Source organism: Kitasatospora sp. NPDC058190 (assembly GCF_042883685.1).
Classification (GTDB): domain Bacteria; phylum Actinomycetota; class Actinomycetes; order Streptomycetales; family Streptomycetaceae; genus Kitasatospora.
The window spans coordinates 38,884-58,031 of record NZ_JBHVVI010000002.1 but is presented as its reverse complement, the minus strand read 5'-3'; the positions used below and the strand labels follow the sequence as shown (position 1 = coordinate 58,031).

Sequence of the window (19,148 nt, the reverse complement as noted above, 5' to 3'; positions counted from 1 at the left end):
CTGACCCGAGTCGGTGATCGGATCGGTCCGCAGGCGTAGGACCGGCGCGGCGGACCGGGACGGCGGACCGGGACAGCGGGCCGGGGCAGCGGGCCGGGGCAGCGGGCCGGGGCTCAGTGCAGCACCTTGAGCCCCACCGCGCCGGAGACGATCAGCAGCAGGCAGCCGATCCGGGCCACGGTCACCGGGTCCCCCAGGGCGGCCATGCCGTAGAGCGCGGTGCCGACCGCGCCGATGCCGACCCAGACCGCGTACCCGGTGCCGATCGGGATGGTGCGCATCGCGTACGCCAGCCCGCCCATGCTGAGCAGCAGGGCGACGCCGAACACGAGGCTGGGAACGAGGCGGGAGAAACCCCTGGACGATTCCAGGGCCACCGCCCACACGGTCTCCAGGAGACCCGAGACGACCAGAACGAGCCAAGCCATGACGGCCGTACCTCCGCAGTCCACAGCGGCCGGTTTGCCGCTGAACTGCGTCGTCTTGTCGTCACCGGGTACGACGCGCTCGTCCGGGGTGGCGGGAAAACAGCCACCGCCTCCGACGGTAGCACACATTGCCATACAGAATTTACAAAACTTCGTTGACCCCATTCCCCGGCTCCGCCATCCTGAATTCACTGGCCGTGTGCCCGAGTGGTTCAGGGGACCGTCTGCAAAGCGGTGAACGCGGGTTCAATTCCCGCCACGGCCTCGGAAAAGGGAATTGCCGGTCGACTCGGAACGTCGACCGGCAATTCCCTTCGCGCTTTTCGGGCCAGACTTTTCCGGTCAGCCTTTCCGGTCAGCCTTTCCGGTCAGGCCGTGACCGCGTCCTCCGCCCGGATCGGCAGCCGGCCGACCGGCAGGCCGGTGGCGGCCCGGACGGCGGCGGCGACGGCCGACGGAGCGACCACTGCGGGGACGGCGCTGACCGCCTTGGCCCCGAAGGTGGCGACCACGTCCCGCTCCTCCAGCAGAGCGGCGATCCGCACCTCCGGGGTGTCCAGCGAGGTGGGCAGCCGGTAGCCGGTCAGCGAGGGGTTGAGCAGCACCCCGCCCGAGGTCTGCAGGTCCTCCATCAGCGCCAGGCCCACGCCCTGGGCCACGCCGGCCTCGATCCGGTCCTCGATCTGCCGCGGGTTCAGCGCCCGCCCGACGTCCTGGGCGACGGCCATCTCGACCACCCGAACGGTGCCCAGCTCGATGTCCACGTCCACCACCGCGCGCATCGCGCAGAAGGAGATGGAGACGAAGGCGTCGCCCTGCCCGGACTCGTCCAGCGGCTCGGTCGGGTGCGGGCGGCACTGTGCGGTGGCCCAGAGCTCCTTGCCCTCCAGCGCCTCGGCGACCGGCATGCCGAGCACCCCGTCATAGGAGGTGATCTTGCCGTCGGCGATCTGCAGCAGCTCCGCCGACATCCCGAAGTTGGCCGCGATCGGCTGCAGCAGCTGGTGGCGGACCATCAGCGCGGCCCGCTCGACCGCGCCGCCGGAGACCCAGGTGTGCCGGCCGCGGGCGGAGGGCCCGGCGATCGACTGGTCGCTGTCGGCCGGTGCGATGTAGACCTCGCTGACGCCCAGCACGGTCTGCACGATCTGGCGGGCCAGCGTGGCGAAGCCCTGCCCGGCGTCGACGGCCGCGCAGATCACCGTGGCGTGGTCGCCGCTGACCCGCACGGTGGCGGTGGAGACCTCGTCCTCGCCCTCCGCGCCCAGCATGTGCACCATGCCGACGGCGTAGCCGATGCCGCGGCGCACCGCCGACGGGTCCCCGGCGCCGCCGGGCCCGCCCGGCAGCAGCCACTCGGCGTCCGGGTCGTCCACCGGCAGGGCCGGCAGCGGCTCGGCCGCCACCGCGTCCAGCAGCGCCTTCACCGGCGCCGGGCAGGTGACGGCCTGCCCGGTGGGCATCGGGTCGCCGGTGGACATCGCGTTGCGACGGCGGATCTCCACCGGGTCCACGCCCACCCGGGCGGCCAGCTGGTCCATCTGCGACTCGTACGCGAAGCAGGCCTGCAGCGCGCCCTCGCCGCGCATCCGCCCGGCCGGCGGGTTGTTGGTGCGCACCGCCCAGGCGTCCACGAACACGTTCGGGCAGACGTACGGGCCGACCGAGAAGGCCGTCGCGGCGGCCAGCGCCTCGGCGGAGACGTCCGCGTAGGCGCCGCCGTCCAGCAGGATCTGCGCCTCGACCTTCACCAACGTGCCCTCGGCGTCGGCGTGGTGGCGGTAGCGCAGGAGCGCGGGGTGACGCGAGGCGTGGGTGTGGAAGGACTCCTCGCGGGTCAGCGTCATCTTCACCGGGCGGCCGGTGCGCAGCGCCAGCAGCGCCAGGGTGACCTGGAAGGCGAGGTCCTCGCGGTCGGTGGTGGCGCCGGGCACGCCGGTGACCACCAGCCGGACCCGGTCCGGCTCCAGGCCCAGGCAGGCGGCGGTGCGGTCGCGGTCGCCGTGCGGGTCGGTGGAGGACAGGTGCAGTTCGACGCCGCCGTCCGGGCGCGGTACGGCCAGGCCGGCCTCGGCGCCGAGCGGGGCCGGGTCCTGCCGGCCGACCTGGTAGAGGCCCTCGACGACGATCTCACCGACCGCCTCCGGGTCCCCGGCGCGCAGCGGCAGGTGGCGGAACAGGTTGCCGTCCGGGTGCAGCGGCGGCGCGGTGAAGGCCTGCTCGGGGTCGGTCACGGCCTCCATCGGCTCGTAGTCGACCGTGATCAGGCCGACCGCCAGCCGGGCGGTGTCCGGGTGGTCGGCGGCCACCGCGGCGATCGGCTCGCCGTGGTGGCGCACCACGCCGGAGGCCAGCACCGGCCGGTCGGCGACGATCGGGCCGGCCGGGGCGCCGTCGGGGGTGCCGTCCGGGCCCGGCGGCAGGTCGGCGGCGGTGACCACGGCGTGCACGCCGGGCAGGGCGAGCGCGGCCGAGGTGTCGATGCCGCGGATCCGGGCGTGCGGGTGCGGCGAGCGCAGCACCGCGCCCCACAGCAGCCCCTCGGCCCACAGGTCGGCCGCGTACGGGTAGATGCCGAGCGCCTTGGGCAGCGCGTCGCTGCGCAGCGGGGAGCTGCCCAGGCCGAACGGCTCCGGCGCGCCGCCCTCGCCGCCGTCCTGCTGGATTGCTGCGCCGATGTCGGTAGGCGACGTCATGATGCGTGGTCGTCCTCGGGGAGGCGGATGCCGTGGGCGGGGGTGGCGGTGTACGGGGCACCGGCCGGGGCGCCGCCCTCGGCCGGGGCACCGTGCGGGTCCGCGTACGGGGTGCCGTGCGCGGGGGTCGGCTCGTAGACCGGGGCGTCGTAGCCGGTGTCGTAGCCGTGCTGCGGCGGGTGGCCGTCCGGGAAGCCGGCCGGCACGTAGGTGCCGTGCGCGGGGGTGGCCTGGTAGGCCTGCTCGGGGTAGCCCTGCGGCGGGTAGTAGACGTGGTCGTCGGCGGCCTGGGCGGGGATGCCGGGCGGCATCGCGGCCAGCGCGGAGGTGTCGTACACGCCGGTGTCGTAGCCGCCGTCGCCGTACCCGGGGTCGGCCTGGGCCGGGACGGGGGCCGGCTCGGCGATCGGCTGCGGGACGTGCTCGATCCAGGCCTCGGCGTCGGCGTAGACCGGCGGCTCGACGACCGGCTCCGGCTCGACGGCGGCGGGCTGCCCGACCGTCGCCTCGGCCGGGGCCCCGCCCACCGGTTGCTCGGCGACGGCCTCCTCGGCGGCGGCCGCGGCGGCCTCCTCCGCTTCCTCGGCCTCCAGCGCGCGGGCGTCCGCGACGGTCTGGACGGCGGCCAGCACCCCGCGGTAGCCGGTGCAGCGGCAGAGGTTGCCGCACAGCGCCTGCCGCGCCTCGACGTCGGTGGGCCGGTGGTTGCGCTGGAGCAGGTCGTGCACGGCCATCGCCATGCCGGGGGTGCAGTAGCCGCACTGGACGGCGCCGGAGGCGGCCAGCGCCTGCTGGACGTCGCTCGCGCCGCCGCCGGCCGACAGGCCCTCGACGGTGTTGATCTCGCTGTCGGCGGCCAGCGCGGCGGGCACCAGGCAGCCGGCCACCAGCTGGCCGTCCACCTGCACCGAGCAGGCGCCGCACTCGCCCTGCTCGCAGCCGTCCTTGGCTCCGGCCAGGCCGAGCCGCTCGCGCAGCACGTAGAGCAGGCTCTCGCCGATCCAGGCGTCGGTGACGGGCCGTTCGAAACCGTTGACCCGCAGCGTGTAGGAGGCGCACGGGCGCAGCTCGCGGGTGACCTGCGGGGTGAGGCCGAGCGGGTCGGCGTCGAGGGTCTCGATGGGGTCTGTGGTCACTTCAGCGCCCTTCCCAGTGCCCGTCGGGCCAGCACCGATACGGTACGCCGCAGCCGAACGGCGGCCGCGGTCGGCCCCTCGGTCACGGCCTCCCAGGCGCCCTCGGCGCCGTAGTTGTCGGGGACGCAGGCGGCGGCCACGTACTCGCCGAAGGCGGCGGTGGCGGCCGGGTCGATCTCCCGGCTGCCGTCCCAGTCGATGCACCCGGCCACCCAGGCCTCGGCCTCCAGCGGGCGCAGCGGCACCGGGGCGACGGCCCCGACGGCGCAGCGCACGGCGCGCCGGGCCGGGTCGAGGACCAGCGCGACGGAGGCGGTGGCACGGGCCGGGCCGCTGCGGCCGGTGGCCTTGAGGAAGACCTGCGGCGCGTGCAGCAGCGGGACCCGTACCCAGGTGAGCAGTTCGCCGGGGCGCACCGGGTCGAGGCCGGTGAGCAGGTGACTGACCGGCACCTCGCGGCTGCCGCCGGCCCGGGCCAGGGTGACGCTGGCCTCCAGCGCGGCGAGCACCGGGAGGGTGTCGCCGGCCGGGGCGGCGGTGACGATGTTGCCGCCGAGGGTGCCGACGTTGCGGACCTGCGGCGGGCCGGCGGTGCGGGCGGCGTCGGCGAGCGCGGGGATGAGCGCGGCGAAGTCGGGGCGGTCCATCCGGGCGTGGGTGAGTCCGGCGCCCAGGACGGCGGTGCCGCCGTCCTCGTAGCGCCAGCCGCGCAGTTCGGTGATCCGGCCGAGGCCGACCAGGGCGGCGGGGCGCAGCCGTCCGGCGTTGACGGCCTCCATGAGGTCGGTGGCTCCGGCCACCGGTACCGCGGCCGGGGCGGCGGCCAGCGCGTCGACGGCCTCGTCGAGCGAGGCCGGCAGCATGATCGTCCGGTTCACCTGGGTCCCACCGTGCTCCACTTGCTCATCGATCGCCTGCCGCCCGCGGCCGTGGCCGTCCTGTCCGCGTCAGCAGCCCGGCCTGGCCCGTAGGGTACGGGCGATCGGGCCGGGTTGGGCAACTCTGGCACACAATGCTCGATGATCATTTCGGGACCGGTGAACGGGACTGCCCGATTGGGACGGATACCGGGCGGTATCTGCCCCGACCCGGGCCGGGCCAGGGCAGATGTTCATCTGTTCTTGACGTCAGATGACCACCCATAAGTTCCCACGCCCCCGTTTCGCAGCGGGAGTCACGATCACCGCACCGGCGGCGGTCCGTCGATCGGCCGGCCGGCCACCCCGGGCCGGCGCTGCCAGGGGTGCGGGCCGTCGGCCGGGCGGTACTCGACGCCGAGCGCGTCCAGCACCCTCAGGTGCCCGGCCAGCCGCTGCTCGAAGCCCGCGAAGTCGCGCTCGGCCGGCGCGGCGGGCAGGTCGGACCAGGCGACCTCGGCGAAGGCGACCAGCCGGGGGAAGGCCCGGTAGTCGAGGTCCCGGGCGCTGTCCGCGAACTCGCTCCACAAGTTGGCCTGGGTGCCGATGACGTGCCGGGCGGCGGCCCCGTCCAGCTGCTCCGGGACCGGCTCGAAGCGGTAGACGTCCTCCAGGGTGCGCACGAAGCCGACCGGGATCGGCTCGTCCGGCCCGTCGGCCTGCCGGTGGTCGAGGTAGACGTGCTGCTCGGGGCACATCACCACGTCGTGGCCGGCCTTCGCGGCCGCGATCCCGCCGCCGAAGCCGCGCCAGGACGAGACCGCCGCGCGGGGCGCCAGCCCGCCCTCCAGGATCTCGTCCCAGCCGATCAGCCGGCGGCCGCGCCCGGCCAGCCAGCGGTCGAAGTGCCGGATCAGGTGGCTCTGCAGCTCGTCCTCGTTGACCAGGCCGAGCTCGCGGATCCGGGCCTGCGCGGCGGCGCTGTCCTTCCACTGCTCCTTGGGGCACTCGTCGCCGCCGAGGTGGACGAACTCGGACGGGAACAGTTCCAGGACCTCCTCCAGCACGCCCTCGAAGAAGCGCAGGGTCTCCTCGGAGGCGTTGAGCACGTGGTGGCTCACCCCCCAGTCCGTCCACACCCCGAGCGCGGCGGTGTCCACCACGTCGGTGTTGCCCAGTTCGGGGTAGGCGGCGACGGCGGCCTGGGTGTGGCCGGGCAGGTCGATCTCCGGGACGACGGTGATCCCGCGCGCGGCCGCGTAGGCGACGATCTCGCGCAGGTCGTCCTGGGTGTAGTAGCCGCCGTGCGGGCGGTCGTCGCGGCGCCGGCCGGCCCGGTAGCCGACCATCGAGCGCTCCCGCCAGGCGCCGCGTTCGGTCAGCCTCGGGTAGCGCTTGATCTCCACCCGCCAGCCCTGGTCGTCGGTCAGGTGCAGGTGGAGCACGTTGAGCTTGTGCGCCGCCAGCAGGTCGACGTAGCGCAGCACGTCGGACTTGGGCAGGAAGTGCCGGGCGACGTCCAGCAGCACGCCCCGCCAGCCGAACCGGGGGGCGTCCGCGATGTCGGCGCCCGGAAGCACCCAGCCCTCGCGGCGCAGCGGGGAGCGCCGGTAGGCGTCCGGCCCGAGCAGCTGCCGCAGGGTCTGGGCGGCCCACAGCGCACCGGCCGGGCCGCCGACGGCGAGCAGGGCGTGGCCGGGGCGCACCGTGATCCGGTACGCCTCGGCGGCCAGCGCGTCGTCCTGGACCAGTTCGATGCCCGCGCCCGGCCGGCCCGGGCCGAACGGCAGTCCGGTCGCGGCGGACAGCGTGCCGCGCAGCCACCGCTCGGCGTCGGCCAGCCCGGGCGGCGCGGTCAGCGTGGTGGCGGCGTCCAGCGGGAAGTCCTCGTCCGGGCGGCGGACGGCACTCGAAGGCGCGGGAATGAGGTCCATTCCGACATCCTGCCCGCGCCCGGAACGATTGGCATAGACCACCGTGGAAACCCGGTGCTACGCGGAACGGCGTTCCCCGGCGTTCGTCGGAAGCGGGGGCCGCCGGGGACTACTTGTCGTCGCCGTCGCCGCCCTGCGGCTTGCCGATGCCGTCGTAGATCTCCTTGCACATCGGGCAGACCGGATACTTCTTCGGGTCGCGACCGGGCACCCACACCTTGCCGCACAGCGCGACCACCGGGGATCCGGAGAGCGCGCTCTCCATGATCTTGTCCTTCTGGACGTAGTGCGCGAAGCGCTCGTGGTCGCCGTCCCCGTGGGACACCTGCGGGACGGGCTCGACCAGGGTGCCGGTGCCGAGGCCGCGCTCGGGCTCAAGAGTGCTCATAGGTGACAAGTCTATGGGCGCCCCCGGAAACCGGGCCAGTGTCGCGCGGGCGGACCGGACAACCGGGCGGGGTTCAGTTCAGCGTCGGGTCGTCCGGGTAGGTCGCCAGCAGCGCCAGCGGCCCGCGCTGGCGGCGCAGCACCGAGCGCCACAGCCGCTCCGGCTCGGGGCTGGAGATGTCCCCGGGCTCGCAGTCCACCAGGTACCAGGCGCCGCTCTCCAGCTCGGCCTCCAGCTGGCCCGGTGACCAGCCGGCGTACCCGGCGAAGATCCGCAGGCTCCCCAGCTCGCCGGCCAGCACCTCCGGCGGCGCCTCCAGGTCGACCAGGCCGATCGCGCCGTGCACCCGCCGCCAGCCCAGCGGGTCGCCGGTGCCCGGCTCCCCCGGCGCGACGGCCAGGCCCAGCGCCGAGTCCAGCGCCACCGGCCCGCCCTGGAACACCACCGCCGGCTGCCCGACGAGTCTGCCCCAGCCGTCCAGCACACTGCCCACCTCGACCGGCGTCGGCCGGTTGAGGACCACACCGAGCGCCCCCTCGGCGTCGTGGTCGAGGAGGAGCACCACCGCCCGCGCGAAGTTCGGATCGGTGAGCAGGGGCGTCGCGACGAGCAGACGGCCGGTGTGGGACCGGCCTCCGTGCGAATGGGCCGCCGTCATGCCACACATGATCCCGCAGAACGGCACCGGTCGGACACCGCAACACTCGAAACCCCGCCACGCCGAAAGAACACCCGTACGGCCGCACCGGGCGGGCGGGAGCGGCCCCGGGGAGAGCACCATCACGGGAGAGGCAAACGGGAACCATCGGGACGCCTACTACCATCTACGGATGGTGGACGCCCTTCTACGGTGCCGACTCGGATTCTCCGGGGGCCCGAACGCGCCCGTACGCCGTACCACCGGTCCACCGGCGGCTCCGGACCGGAGCCCGTCCCACCCCTCTGGCACCCCGGATTGCGAGAACGATGACCGACGACGTCCTGCTGGTCCACGGCGGAAACCCGCTCGAAGGCGAGATCCGCGTCCGCGGTGCGAAGAACCTGGTCCCCAAGGCCATGGTCGCCGCCCTCCTCGGCCAGGGCCCCAGCAGACTGCGCAACGTCCCGGACATCCGCGACGTCAAGGTGGTCCGCGGCCTGCTGCAGCTGCACGGCGTGACCGTGCGCACCGGTGACGAGGACGGCGAGCTGATCCTCGACCCCTCGCACGTCGAGAGCGCCAATGTGGCCGACATCGACGCGCACGCCGGCTCCTCGCGGATCCCGATCCTGTTCTGCGGCCCGCTGCTGCACCGCCTCGGCCACGCCTTCATCCCCGGCCTCGGCGGCTGCGACATCGGCGGCCGCCCGGTCGACTTCCACTTCGAGGTGCTGCGCCAGTTCGGCGCCACCATCGAGAAGCACCCGCAGGGCACCTACCTGGTCGCCCCGCAGCGGCTGCGCGGCACCAAGATCGAGCTGCCCTACCCCTCGGTCGGTGCGACCGAGCAGGTGCTGCTCACCGCCGTCCTCGCCGAGGGCGTCACCGAGCTGCGCAACGCGGCCATCGAGCCGGAGATCGTCGACCTGATCTGCGTGCTGCAGAAGATGGGCGCGATCATCACGCTGGGCACCGACCGCACCATCCTGATCACCGGCGTGGACGAGCTGGGCGGCTACACCCACCGCGCCCTGCCGGACCGCCTGGAGGCCGCTTCCTGGGCCTGCGCGGCGCTCGCCACCAAGGGCGACATCTACGTCCGCGGCGCCCGCCAGCTGGAGATGATGACCTTCCTCAACACCTTCCGGAAGGTCGGCGGCGCCTTCGAGGTCGACGACGAGGGCATCCGCTTCTGGCACCCGGGCGGCGAGCTCAAGGCCATCGCCCTGGAGACCGACGTGCACCCGGGCTTCCAGACCGACTGGCAGCAGCCGCTGGTGGTCGCGCTGACCCAGGCCACCGGGCTGTCCATCGTGCACGAGACGGTGTACGAGTCGCGCCTCGGCTTCACCGGCGCGCTCAACCAGATGGGCGCGCACATCCAGCTCTACCGCGAGTGCCTGGGCGCCACCCCGTGCCGCTTCGGCGCGCGCAACTTCCTGCACTCCGCGGTGGTCTCCGGCCCGTCCAAGCTGATGGGCGCCGAGCTGGTCATCCCGGACCTGCGCGGCGGCTTCTCGTACCTGATCGCGGCGCTGGCGGCCGAGGGCACCTCGACCGTGCACGGCATCGACCTGATCAACCGCGGCTACGAGAACTTCATGGAGAAGCTGCGCGACCTGGGTGCCCACGTGGAGCTGCCCAGCGAGCAGCTGGTCGACGCCTGACGAGCGGGTCGTACGGCGAGAGGCCGGGCTCCCCCGCGGGGAGCCCGGCCTCTCGGGCGTTCAAGGGGTGACTCAGCCCTTGGCGGCTTCCTTCAGCTTGGAGCCGGCGCTCACCTTGGCGCTGTAGCCGGCCGCGATCTGGATCGGCTCGCCGGTCTGCGGGTTGCGGGCGGTGCGGGCAGCGCGGTGGGTGCGCTCGAAGGTCAGGAAACCGGGGATGGTGACCTTCTCGTCGCCCTTGGCGACGACCTCGCCGACGATCTCGGCGAAGGCGGCCAGAACGGCGTCGGCGTCCTTGCGGGTCACCTCGGCGCGCTCGGACAGCGCGGCCACCAGCTCACTGCGGTTCATGTGTACTCCTGTGGTCTGTTCGCTTGCGGTGTGCGGGGGCCCATCGGTGCTCCCACCGGGGGGCACCCGGATGGGCCGCAGGTCCGCACACTGTGCTCATGCAGGCAATGCGTGGTCGCAGGCCGGGTCCGTACCCGGTGCCGCGCGCCGGAGCCGTCGAAGGCCCGCCCGCCCGCCTGGGAACGAATCCTGCCCCGACCGGCCCCGAGAAAGCCAATCGGGCCCCGGCCGGGCCACCCGAACATCGCCCGCCCGTTGGAGGTGTGACGCTCCGTCGGCTCCGGCGGACCGGGCGCGGGCGGCGGTCGGGACGACTCGCCGGAAGACCAGGGGGACGTTCCGTACTTGTCGGACACGCCTGCCCCGTGCAGGGCTACCGTACGCCCTAGGCACGACAAGCCCAAACACGCCCCTCGCCCTTGTGTCGCAAGGGTTCGGGGCGGGCTTGGGGGAGCATGGCCGCTAATCGGACATTTGACCGATCGGCAACACGTCGCCGGGCGGACCGTCAGAGCTTGACGGCGACCCTCAGAGCTTGACGGTCGGGAAGGCGGCGGTGTCGAGGGTGCCGACGATGCCCGGGGTCGGACGGGCCGGGGCGGGGGCCTCCTGGGCGCCGGCCAGGGCCGCCTCGCGCACGGCGGCGGCGACGGTCTTGGCGACGTCCTTGTTGAAGACGCTCGGGATGATGTAGTTGGCGTTCAGCTCGTCGTCGGCGACGGTGGTGGCCAGCGCCCGGGCGGCGGCGATCATCATCTCGGTGTTGACCGTGCGGCTCTGGGCGTCCAGCAGGCCGCGGAAGACTCCCGGGAAGACCAGCACGTTGTTGATCTGGTTCGGGAAGTCGCTGCGGCCGGTGGCGACCACGGCGGCGGTCTGGCGGGCGACGTTCGGGTCGACCTCCGGGTCCGGGTTGGCCAGCGCGAAGACGATCGCGTCCTCGGCCATGGTGGCCAGGTCGTCGCCGTCCAGCACGTTCGGGGCCGAGACGCCGATGAACACGTCGGCGCCCGCCACGGCCTCCTTGAGGCTGCCGGTGCGGCCCGAGCGGTTGGTGTGCTCGGCGATCCAGCGCAGGCTGTCGTTGAGGTCCTCACGGCCCTCGTGGACCACACCGTGCACGTCCGCCACGGTGGCGTGCTCGACACCGGCCGACAGCAGCAGCTTGAGGATCGCGGTACCGGCGGCGCCGGCCCCCGACATCACCACGCGGATGTCGCCGATCTCCTTGCCGACCACCTTCAGCGCGTTGGTGAGGGCGGCCAGCACCACGATCGCGGTGCCGTGCTGGTCGTCGTGGAAGACCGGGATGTCCAGGGCCTCGCGCAGCCGGGCCTCGATCTCGAAGCAGCGCGGCGCGGAGATGTCCTCCAGGTTGATGCCGGCGAAGCCGGGGGCGATCGCCTTGACGATGGCGACGATCTCGTCGCTGTCCTGGGTGTCCAGGCAGATCGGCCAGGCGTCGATCCCGGCGAAGCGCTTGAACAGGGCCGCCTTGCCCTCCATGACGGGCAGTGCGGCCGCGGGGCCGATGTTGCCCAGGCCCAGCACCGCCGAGCCGTCGGTGACCACCGCGACGCTGTTGCGCTTGATGGTGAGGCGGCGGGCGTCCTCGGGGTTCTCGGCGATCGCCATGCAGACCCGGGCGACACCCGGGGTGTAGATCATGGAGAGGTCGTCACGGTTGCGGATCGGCAGCTTCGAGGACATCTCGATCTTGCCGCCGAGGTGCATCAGGAAGGTGCGGTCCGAGACCTTGCCGATCGACACGCCGTCGATCGCCCGCAGCTTCTCGACGATCTCCTCGCCGTGCGCGACCGAGCTGGCCGCCACGGTCACGTCGATCCGCAGCGCCTCCAGGCCGGACGCGGTGACGTCGAGGCCGGTCACCGATCCGCCGGAGGACTCCACGGCCGTGGTGATCGCGCTGACCGCGTTGCCGCGAGCCGGGACCTCCAGTCGCACCGTGATCGAGTTGGAGACACTGGGCACCGTCGCCATCGACGCATCCTTCTTCCGTCTGTCCCGCAGGCTCAACATTTTGTTGAAGGCATCGCCTGCGCATGCTAGACCTCGATCGTCGCACCTACCAAGGGGTACCCAGAAATAACGTTCATTGAGTGTGCGGACCCGACAACCCGGACCCGCCGTCCGAGGTCTCCCGCCGCCGGCTCCTTGCCTCTCCGGGCCGATGCGTTACATTGGACGGGACACCGGCTCGATCCAAGCCCCCGGGCCCAACCTTCGTCCCTTAGAGGGACCACTTGCCGCGAGGCGAGCATGGCGGGTCGGTGTCGTTAACGTCTGAAGGCCCCTCACCGTCGGTGAGGGGCCTTCGTGCTGGTCCGGGTCAGTCGCGCAGCAGCGCGGGCACGCCGGCCGCGTCCGGCAGGTCGTCCGGGCCGGACAGCACGGTCAACCGCTGGGTCGCCCGGGTCAGCGCCACGTACAGCACCCGCAGCCCGGCCTCCGACTCGCCGGCGATGCCGGTCGGGTCGGCGACCACCGTCGCGTCGTACTCCAGGCCCTTGGCCTCCAGGCTGCCCAGCGCCACCACGCGCTCGCCCAGGCCCTCGGTCCAGCCCGCCGCCTCGGCCCGGCGGTCCATCGGCACCACGATCGCCACGGTGCCGTCCACTTCCCCCAGCAGCCGCTCCAGCTCGGCCCGGGCGCCCTTGCCGAAGGCCTCCGGCGCGGGGTCGGTGACGGCCGCGAAACGCGGCTCCACGCCCACGTGGCGCACCGCGCTCGGCGAGGGCGTGCCCGGCGCGGCCAGCGCCAGCACCTTGGCCGCGACCTCGGCGATCTCGGCCGGGTTGCGGTAGTTGACGGTCAGCGTGAAGCGGCGGCGCGGCTTGCCGGAGAGCACCTCGTCCAGCGCGGCCTGGGCCTCCTGCGGGAACGGCCAGGAGGACTGCGCCGGGTCGCCGACGATCGTCCAGGTGGCCATCCGGGACCGGCGGCCGATCATCCGCCACTGCATCGGGGTGAGGTCCTGCGCCTCGTCCACGATGACGTGCGCGTACTCCTTGCGCTCGACCGGCTGGCGGTCGCGCTGACGGGCGCTGCGGTCGGCGAAGGTGGTGACCTCCTCCAGGCCGCTCAGCAGGTCCACCGCGTCCACCTCGCGGACCTTGGGCCGGGCTGCCTCGCCGAGCAGCACCTGCAGCTCGTCCACCAGCGCCACGTCGTGCGCGGACAGCGCACCCTCACCCGCCGGGGACAGGTGGCGCCAGGAAGCGGCCAGCAGCTTCGCCTCGTCCGGGGTGACGGCGCGGCGGGCGATCCGGTTGGTGTGCCGGCTCTGCTTGAGCGTGCCGAGCACCCCGCGCGGGGTCAGGGCCGGCCACCAGGCGTCCAGGAAGTCCAGGAACGGCGCCTCGTCCGAGACGTACTCGTCGAAGGACTCCTTCTCCTCCTGGCGCTGCTCCCGGGCGTAGTGGTCGGCGGGCTTGGGCAGGTGCCTGGTCGCCTCCTGCCACAGCGCGTCCAGCAGCAGCCGGCGGGCCCGCGGGCGCAGCAGGTTCAGCGGGGTGCCGCCGGAGCCCACGACGTTGCCGCGGACGGCCTTCAGCCGGCCCGCGTCCAGCTTCAGCACCTCGCCGCGGGCGACCACCTTGAGCTCCTGCGGGGCGCCCAGCTCCAGCGCCGCCCGGGCGGCCCGGCGCAGCAGCTGCGTCATCCGGGCCGAACCCTTGATCCGGGCCGCCTCCGGGGTGTCGTAGGTGCCGGCCTCGATGCCGTCCACCAGCGAGCCGACCGCGCGGATCGCGACCTGCCCCTCCTCGCCGAGCGAGGGCAGCACGCCCTCGGTGTAGGAGACCAGCAGCGGGGTCGGCGAGACCACCAGGATGCCCCCGGCGTAGCGGCGGCGGTCCTGGTAGAGCAGGTAGGCGGCGCGGTGCAGGGCGACGGCGGTCTTGCCGGTGCCGGGGCCGCCGGTGACGAGGGTGGCGCCCGCCGCGGCGGCACGGATCACCTCGTCCTGCTCCTTCTGGATCGAGGAGACGATGTCGCGCATCGAGTGGCTGCGGGCGCGGCCGAGCGAGGCCATCAACGCGCCGTCGCCGACCACGGCCAGCTCCCGGCCGTTCAGGGTGGGGGTGAGGTCGGGGCGCAGCAGGTCGTCCTCGACGCCGATCACCTTGCGGCCCTTGGAGCGGATCACCCGGCGCCGGATCACCCGGCCCGGCTCGACCGGGGTGGCCCGGTAGAACGGCGCGGCGGCGGGGGCCCGCCAGTCGATCACCAGCGGGCCGTACTCGGCGTCCAGCACGCCCAGGCGCCCGATGTGGAGGCTCTCGGCGACGGCCGGGTCGGCCGGGTCGAGCGGGGTGTCGGACGGGATGCCGTGCTCCTCCGGGGCGTCCGCCCGCTGGAGGTCGATCCGGCCGAACAGGAAGTCCTCGAACTCGTTGTTGAGCCGCTGGAGGTGGGCGCCGGCCCGGTAGACCTGGGCGTCGCGCTCGGCGAGCGCGCCGGGAGTGCCGACCTGGACCCGCTTGGCGGCGTCCTCGAGGATGTACTCGGCCTCGGCGAGCTTCTCCTCCAGCCGGTGGTAGACGGTGTCGAGGTGCTGCTGCTCACCGGCGATCTCGCGCTCGCGGACGGTCTCGTGGTCGGTGGCGGGGGTGGTGTCCGTGTTGCTCTGCATGGCCTCGGGGGTTACGACGGAATCCGGCTCCGGAAAACGAGCGGACGGATGATCCTACGCCGGGACGGGCGGCCGCGCCGCACCGGAACGGTAAAAAATTTCGAAGGCCGCCCCCCGCGCGGAGCGGTGGACGGCCTTCGGTGTGAACATGGGGTGGTGGAGATGCCGGGAATCGAACCCGGGTCCAGTGGAGTTAATTCAGGGCTTCTCCGAGCGCAGTCCGCTGTGCTTTTCTCGGCCCTGGCGGTCACACGGACAAGCCGCCAACAGGCCCAGCTGCTGTTTGATTTCCCCTCCGCCCTCGCAGCCCGGGCGGACGGTTGAGTTCCCTAGATTATGCCAGGGTCCGGGTCGGGAACTCCCCGGTCTGACACCCAAGCGCTATCGGTGCTTATTAGGCAGCGAGAGCGAACTGCTGGGAATCGCGCTTAGAGTTGGCGATTATTTTTTTGCGACACGTGGTTAACGAGATCATTGCCGCGTTCCTCGGCTCGCTTCCCCTGTTTCAACATCCCCTGTCGAAACCGATCATCCCCATGTTTTTTTGAGAAACAGCTCGGACGGTGACCGTCCGTGTTGCTTGCGCCATAGTACGCGAGGCGACGGGCGAGGGTCCAGCTGATTAACGCTGGCGCCGCCGGGCCGCCGCCACCGCGCGGGCCGCCTCGCGGGTGTCCTGCTTCTCGCGGAGCGTCTGGCGCTTGTCGTACAACTTCTTGCCGACCGCGAGCGCGAGTTCCAGCTTGACCCGGCCGTCCTTGAAGTACAGCGACAGCGGGACCAGGGTGTGGCCGGCGTCGCGGACCTTGGTCTCGATCTTGCGGATCTCCAGCTTGTGCAGCAGCAGCTTGCGCTTGCGCCGGGCCGCGTGGTTGGTCCACGTCCCCTGGGTGTACTCGGGGATGAAGACGTTGTCGATCCACGCCTCGTGGTTCTGGACGTAGGCGTAGCCGTCGACCAGGTTGGCCCGCCCCTCGCGCAGTGACTTCACCTCGGTGCCGGTGAGCACGAGGCCGCACTCGTAGGTGTCGAGGATCGTGTACTCGTGTCGCGCCTTCTTGTTCTGCGCGATCAGCTTCTGTCCGGTTTCCTTTGCCATAACGCGGTCATTCTCGCACTTCGGGGCCCGGTCGGGCAGCTGCTTTAGGCACGGGGGTGACCGCGTCCTGGGCCCGGGTACCGAGCCCGGCGAGGACGCGCAGGGCGAGCGCGTCGGTGTCCCGGCCGACGGCGGCCGGGACGTCCGGGGTGAGACCGGTGCCGTCCAGCGAGTGGCCGGCCGGGGTGTAGTAGCGGCCGACGGTCATCTCCAGCACGGCGCCGTCGGCGAGCCTGCTGGGCTGCTGGACGGTGCCCTTGCCGAAGGTGCGGGAGCCCACCACCACGGCGCGGCTGCGGTCCTGCAGGGCGCCGGCGAGCAGCTCGGCGGCGCTCATCGTTCCGCCGTCCACCAGCACCACCAGCGGGGTGCGCTGGTCTCCACCCGGCGGGGCGGTCAACTCCCGCGTCTCGCCGCGCTCCTGGTACGAGCCGACCGCCCCGCCGTCCAGGAAGATCCCGGCGGTGCCGACCGCCTCGTCCACCAACCCCCCGGAGTTGCCGCGCAGATCGAGCACCACGCCGGTGTGCGGGGCGCGCAGCGCGGCCCGCACCTGATCGGCCACGCCGCTGGTGAAGGCCCGTACGGTGATCCGCAGGTCCCCCTGGTCCAGCCGCTCGGCGGTGACCTGCTGGCTGTCCAGCAGCACCCGCCGCAGCCGCAGTTCGCGCACCTGGCCGTCGCCGCGCTGGACGGCCAGGGTGACCTCGGAGCCGGCCCTGCGCTCGCCGCCCTGTCCGCGCAGCCGGGCGACCACCTCGGTGACCGGCAGGCGGTCGGCCTGGTCCCGGTCGATCCGCAGCAGCCGGTCTCCGGGGGCGATCCCGGCCTCGGCGGCCGGTCCGGACGGGGTGACCTGGGAGACCGCCGTGACGCCGTCCTCGCCGCGGCCGACCGAGAGGCCGACGCCCAGGTAGCGGCCGTCCAGGCCCTGGCTGAACTCGGCGTACTCCTGGGCGCTGTAGTACGCGCCCCAGCGGTCGCCGCCGGCCGCGAGCAGGTGCTCGGCCTGCTGCTCGGACAGCGCGGTGCCCGCCGGGTCCACCGGGAGCCCGGCGGCGGCCGGGGCGAGGTCGACGGAGGCGCGGTGCGGGGGCGGCGCGCTCGGGTCGCCCCAGGCGCCGGTGGCGGCACCGGCGATCAGCACGGCGCCGAACACCAGGCCGAGGGTGGCCACCTGACGTGCCCTGCACGGAGTTTGCAGCATGGCACCGGAGTGTAGACACCGCATCGCGCGCGGCGGGCCGGAACGGCGGACCGCGGAACGGCGACGGCCCCGGACAGCGCAGTGCCGTCCGGAGCCGAAGCATCCGGTGGGGATCAGACCTTGAGGTACTTGCGCAGCGTGAAGAACGCCGCGATGCCGGCCATGCCCATACCCACCACGATCAGCAGCGGGATCACCGCGAGCACCGAGCTCAGGCCGATGAAGTGGATGAACTGCACCCGGTCGGCCAGCCAGTGCTGGACGAAGAAGTGCCCGCCGAGCAGCAGGCCCGAGGCCATCACCGCACCGAGCAGCGCGGCGAACGCGGCCTCGGCGATGAACGGCATCTGGACGTAGAAGTTCGAAGCACCGACCAGGCGCATGATGCCGGTCTCGCGCCGCCTGCTGAACGCCGACACCCGGACGGTGTTGACGATCAGCAGCAAGGCGACGAAGAGCATCAGCACCATGATCACGAAGGCCGCCGTCTGGAGACCGTTGAGCAGGCCGAAGAGGTTCTCCAGGATCTTCCGCTGGTCCTCGACCGACTTGACGCCGGGCTTTCCGGCGAAGGCGCTCTGGATGACGTCGTACTTGGTCGGGTCGTTGAGCTTGACCCGCCAGGACTGCGGCATGGCGTCCGCGCCCAGGACGGAGATGAGCGGGTTGTCCGGGTTCATCTCCTTCCAGTGCTTGTACGCGTCGGCGGAACTCTCGTAGGTGGAGGACTGCACCACCGAACTCATCTTGTCCAGCTGGTCCTTGATGTCCTGGACCTGCTGGTCGGTGGCCGCTCCCTTGTCGCACTGCGGCGAGTTGCGGGCGTCCGCCTTGGTGCAGAAGTAGATGCTCACCTCGACCTTGTCGTACCAGTACCCCTTCATGGAGTTCACCTGGTCGCGGACCAGGAGCGAGGAACCGGCGAGGGCGAGGGAGAGCGCGACACTGACCACGACCGCGATGGTCATGGTCAGGTTGCGTCGGAGACCCACACCGATCTCCGACAGGACGAACTGGGCACGCATGCGGAAACAACTCCAGGGTCGGTACTGCTCGGTCTGGCGGTTCGGGCCGGCGGCCCTACGGGTCAGCGCTGGTGGGTCAGTGCTGGTACCCGTAGACGCCGCGAGCCTGGTCGCGGACGAGCAGCCCCTTGTCGAGTTCGATGACTCGCTTGCGCATCTGGTCGACGATGGCCTGGTCGTGGGTGGCCATCAGCACCGTGGTGCCGGTGCGGTTGATCCGGTCGAGCAGCTTCATGATGCCGACCGAGTTCTGCGGGTCGAGGTTACCGGTGGGCTCGTCCGCGATGAGCAGCATCGGACGGTTCACGAAGGCACGGGCGATCGCCACGCGCTGCTGCTCACCACCGGACAGCTCGCCCGGCATGCGGTCCTCCTTGCCGCCGAGGCCGACCAGCTCGAGCACCTCGGGCACCACCTTGTTGATGGCGCTCTTGGGCTTGCCGATCACCTCCAGGGCGAAGGCGACGTTCTGCGAGACCGTCTTGTTCGGCAGCAGGCGGAAGTCCTGGAAGACGGTGCCCAACTGGCGGCGCATGTGCGGCACCTTCCAGTTGGACAGCTTGCCGAGGTCCTTGCCCAGCACGTGCACCGCACCGGTGCTGGGGCGCTCCTCGCGCAGGCACAGGCGCAGGAAGGTGGACTTCCCCGAGCCGGACGAGCCGACCAGGAAGACGAACTCACCCTTCTCGATCTCCAGCGAGACGTTGTCCAGGGCGGGACGGTTCTGCTTGGGATAGGTCTTGGAGACGTTGTCGAATCTGATCACGGCTGCATCACGGAGGCCATCCTAGGCGGCGCCAGTCCTTGGTCGGTCCGCCCCGGAGGCCCGGTCCCTGGGCGGGCGATGGGAGCGCGGAGGGCCGCTCCCGGTCTGGGACCATACGCGAATCGGCGACCGGCCCGCAGGGGCGGCCCAGGGCAGCGGTCGAAATCTGGGGGAGAATGTCCGCTTATGCCCTGAATATTGCGAGCCATCTCACAGCCCGGGAGCCGGAACCGCCAGAACCTGGCAGAGTGGAGGTGGCGACCGTGTTCGGCCGCTCCCCCGTACAGGGCAGGAAAAGGA

Annotated in this window: 15 protein-coding genes, 1 tRNA gene, 1 other RNA gene and 1 riboswitch; of the genes, 2 read left to right on the top strand and 15 right to left on the bottom strand. The window is 72.4% G+C overall.

Annotated elements, in window-relative coordinates; translation table 11 throughout:
• Positions 1–113 precede the first annotated feature (113 nt).
• Positions 114–428, bottom strand: coding sequence for a DMT family transporter (locus ACFVWU_RS01215; protein WP_387613780.1), 315 nt, complete (start codon positions 426–428; stop codon positions 114–116).
• A gap of 44 nt (positions 429–472) precedes the next feature.
• Positions 473–538: riboswitch (guanidine-III (ykkC-III) riboswitch) on the bottom strand.
• Between the two features lie 83 nt (positions 539–621).
• Here ACFVWU_RS01215 and ACFVWU_RS01210 point away from each other — a divergent pair.
• Positions 622–693: transfer RNA gene (locus tag ACFVWU_RS01210), tRNA-Cys, on the top strand.
• A gap of 103 nt (positions 694–796) precedes the next feature.
• Here ACFVWU_RS01210 and ACFVWU_RS01205 read toward each other — a convergent pair.
• The 6 genes from ACFVWU_RS01205 to ACFVWU_RS01180 form a co-directional block, all read right to left on the bottom strand.
• Positions 797–3,124, bottom strand: a complete 2,328-nt coding sequence (locus ACFVWU_RS01205) for a xanthine dehydrogenase family protein molybdopterin-binding subunit (RefSeq protein ID WP_387613777.1) — start codon at positions 3,122–3,124, stop codon at positions 797–799.
• The gene (locus ACFVWU_RS01200; protein WP_387613774.1) at positions 3,121–4,260 is read right to left on the bottom strand and encodes a 2Fe-2S iron-sulfur cluster-binding protein; all 1,140 of its coding nucleotides are present in this window, start codon (positions 4,258–4,260) and stop codon (positions 3,121–3,123) included. The genes ACFVWU_RS01205 and ACFVWU_RS01200 overlap by 4 nt, the downstream gene beginning before the upstream one ends.
• Entirely contained in the window at positions 4,257–5,123 is an 867-nt protein-coding gene (locus tag ACFVWU_RS01195) for an FAD binding domain-containing protein (RefSeq protein ID WP_387614099.1), read from the bottom strand. Before ACFVWU_RS01195 ends, ACFVWU_RS01200 begins: the two co-directional genes overlap by 4 nt.
• A gap of 317 nt (positions 5,124–5,440) precedes the next feature.
• On the bottom strand, positions 5,441–7,051 hold the full coding sequence (locus tag ACFVWU_RS01190; RefSeq protein WP_387613771.1) for a beta-N-acetylhexosaminidase: 1,611 nt from the start codon (positions 7,049–7,051) through the stop codon (positions 5,441–5,443).
• Positions 7,052–7,160: 109 nt separating this feature from the next.
• Entirely contained in the window at positions 7,161–7,439 is a 279-nt protein-coding gene (locus ACFVWU_RS01185) for a DUF3039 domain-containing protein (RefSeq protein WP_196947467.1), read from the bottom strand.
• Between the two features lie 73 nt (positions 7,440–7,512).
• The gene (locus ACFVWU_RS01180) at positions 7,513–8,106 is read right to left on the bottom strand and encodes a YqgE/AlgH family protein (protein WP_387613768.1); all 594 of its coding nucleotides are present in this window, start codon (positions 8,104–8,106) and stop codon (positions 7,513–7,515) included.
• 299 nt (positions 8,107–8,405) lie between these two features.
• On the opposite strand from ACFVWU_RS01180, the gene murA reads away from it, so the two are divergent.
• A complete protein-coding gene (gene murA / locus ACFVWU_RS01175) occupies positions 8,406–9,746 on the top strand; it encodes a UDP-N-acetylglucosamine 1-carboxyvinyltransferase (RefSeq protein ID WP_380611496.1) in 1,341 nt (446 codons plus the stop codon).
• A 72-nt stretch (positions 9,747–9,818) separates the two neighbouring features.
• Here murA and ACFVWU_RS01170 read toward each other — a convergent pair whose 3' ends face one another.
• The 8 genes from ACFVWU_RS01170 to ftsE form a co-directional block, all read right to left on the bottom strand.
• Positions 9,819–10,097 carry an HU family DNA-binding protein gene (locus tag ACFVWU_RS01170; protein ID WP_280680124.1) on the bottom strand — a complete coding sequence of 93 codons (279 nt, stop codon included), beginning with the start codon at positions 10,095–10,097 and terminating at the stop codon, positions 9,819–9,821.
• A 528-nt stretch (positions 10,098–10,625) separates the two neighbouring features.
• The gene (locus ACFVWU_RS01165; RefSeq protein WP_387613764.1) at positions 10,626–12,098 is read right to left on the bottom strand and encodes an NAD-dependent malic enzyme; all 1,473 of its coding nucleotides are present in this window, start codon (positions 12,096–12,098) and stop codon (positions 10,626–10,628) included.
• A 349-nt stretch (positions 12,099–12,447) separates the two neighbouring features.
• Positions 12,448–14,751 carry a HelD family protein gene (locus tag ACFVWU_RS01160; RefSeq protein ID WP_387613761.1) on the bottom strand — a complete coding sequence of 768 codons (2,304 nt, stop codon included), beginning with the start codon at positions 14,749–14,751 and terminating at the stop codon, positions 12,448–12,450.
• Positions 14,752–14,905: 154 nt separating this feature from the next.
• Positions 14,906–15,287: a transfer-messenger RNA gene (gene ssrA / locus ACFVWU_RS01155) on the bottom strand.
• Between the two features lie 86 nt (positions 15,288–15,373).
• Positions 15,374–15,850: an SsrA-binding protein SmpB gene (smpB, locus tag ACFVWU_RS01150; protein ID WP_270146671.1), complete on the bottom strand. Its 477-nt coding sequence runs from the start codon at positions 15,848–15,850 to the stop codon at positions 15,374–15,376.
• A 7-nt stretch (positions 15,851–15,857) separates the two neighbouring features.
• Positions 15,858–17,057 carry a S41 family peptidase gene (locus tag ACFVWU_RS01145; protein ID WP_387613757.1) on the bottom strand — a complete coding sequence of 400 codons (1,200 nt, stop codon included), beginning with the start codon at positions 17,055–17,057 and terminating at the stop codon, positions 15,858–15,860.
• A 113-nt stretch (positions 17,058–17,170) separates the two neighbouring features.
• The gene (gene ftsX / locus ACFVWU_RS01140; RefSeq protein ID WP_350741098.1) at positions 17,171–18,082 is read right to left on the bottom strand and encodes a permease-like cell division protein FtsX; all 912 of its coding nucleotides are present in this window, start codon (positions 18,080–18,082) and stop codon (positions 17,171–17,173) included.
• Between the two features lie 76 nt (positions 18,083–18,158).
• The gene (gene ftsE / locus ACFVWU_RS01135; protein ID WP_380611500.1) at positions 18,159–18,848 is read right to left on the bottom strand and encodes a cell division ATP-binding protein FtsE; all 690 of its coding nucleotides are present in this window, start codon (positions 18,846–18,848) and stop codon (positions 18,159–18,161) included.
• Positions 18,849–19,148: the final 300 nt, after the last annotated feature.

Excerpts from the sequence above, each read along its gene's own strand:
- ACFVWU_RS01190 (WP_387613771.1), bottom strand. The coding sequence starts at position 7,051 with ATGGACCTCATTCCCGCGCCTTCGAGTGCCGTCCGCCGCCCGGACGAG.
- murA (WP_380611496.1), top strand. The coding sequence starts at position 8,406 with ATGACCGACGACGTCCTGCTGGTCCACGGCGGAAACCCGCTCGAAGGC.
- ACFVWU_RS01215 (WP_387613780.1), bottom strand. The coding sequence starts at position 428 with ATGGCTTGGCTCGTTCTGGTCGTCTCGGGTCTCCTGGAGACCGTGTGG.
- ACFVWU_RS01205 (WP_387613777.1), bottom strand. The coding sequence starts at position 3,124 with ATGACGTCGCCTACCGACATCGGCGCAGCAATCCAGCAGGACGGCGGC.
- smpB (WP_270146671.1), bottom strand. The coding sequence starts at position 15,850 with ATGGCAAAGGAAACCGGACAGAAGCTGATCGCGCAGAACAAGAAGGCG.
- ftsX (WP_350741098.1), bottom strand. The coding sequence starts at position 18,082 with ATGCGTGCCCAGTTCGTCCTGTCGGAGATCGGTGTGGGTCTCCGACGC.
- ACFVWU_RS01195 (WP_387614099.1), bottom strand. The coding sequence starts at position 5,123 with ATGCTGCCGGCCTCGCTCGACGAGGCCGTCGACGCGCTGGCCGCCGCC.
- ACFVWU_RS01180 (WP_387613768.1), bottom strand. The coding sequence starts at position 8,106 with ATGTGTGGCATGACGGCGGCCCATTCGCACGGAGGCCGGTCCCACACC.
- ACFVWU_RS01165 (WP_387613764.1), bottom strand. The coding sequence starts at position 12,098 with ATGGCGACGGTGCCCAGTGTCTCCAACTCGATCACGGTGCGACTGGAG.
- ACFVWU_RS01185 (WP_196947467.1), bottom strand. The coding sequence starts at position 7,439 with ATGAGCACTCTTGAGCCCGAGCGCGGCCTCGGCACCGGCACCCTGGTC.
- ACFVWU_RS01145 (WP_387613757.1), bottom strand. The coding sequence starts at position 17,057 with ATGCTGCAAACTCCGTGCAGGGCACGTCAGGTGGCCACCCTCGGCCTG.
- ACFVWU_RS01160 (WP_387613761.1), bottom strand. The coding sequence starts at position 14,751 with ATGCAGAGCAACACGGACACCACCCCCGCCACCGACCACGAGACCGTC.
- ACFVWU_RS01170 (WP_280680124.1), bottom strand. The coding sequence starts at position 10,097 with ATGAACCGCAGTGAGCTGGTGGCCGCGCTGTCCGAGCGCGCCGAGGTG.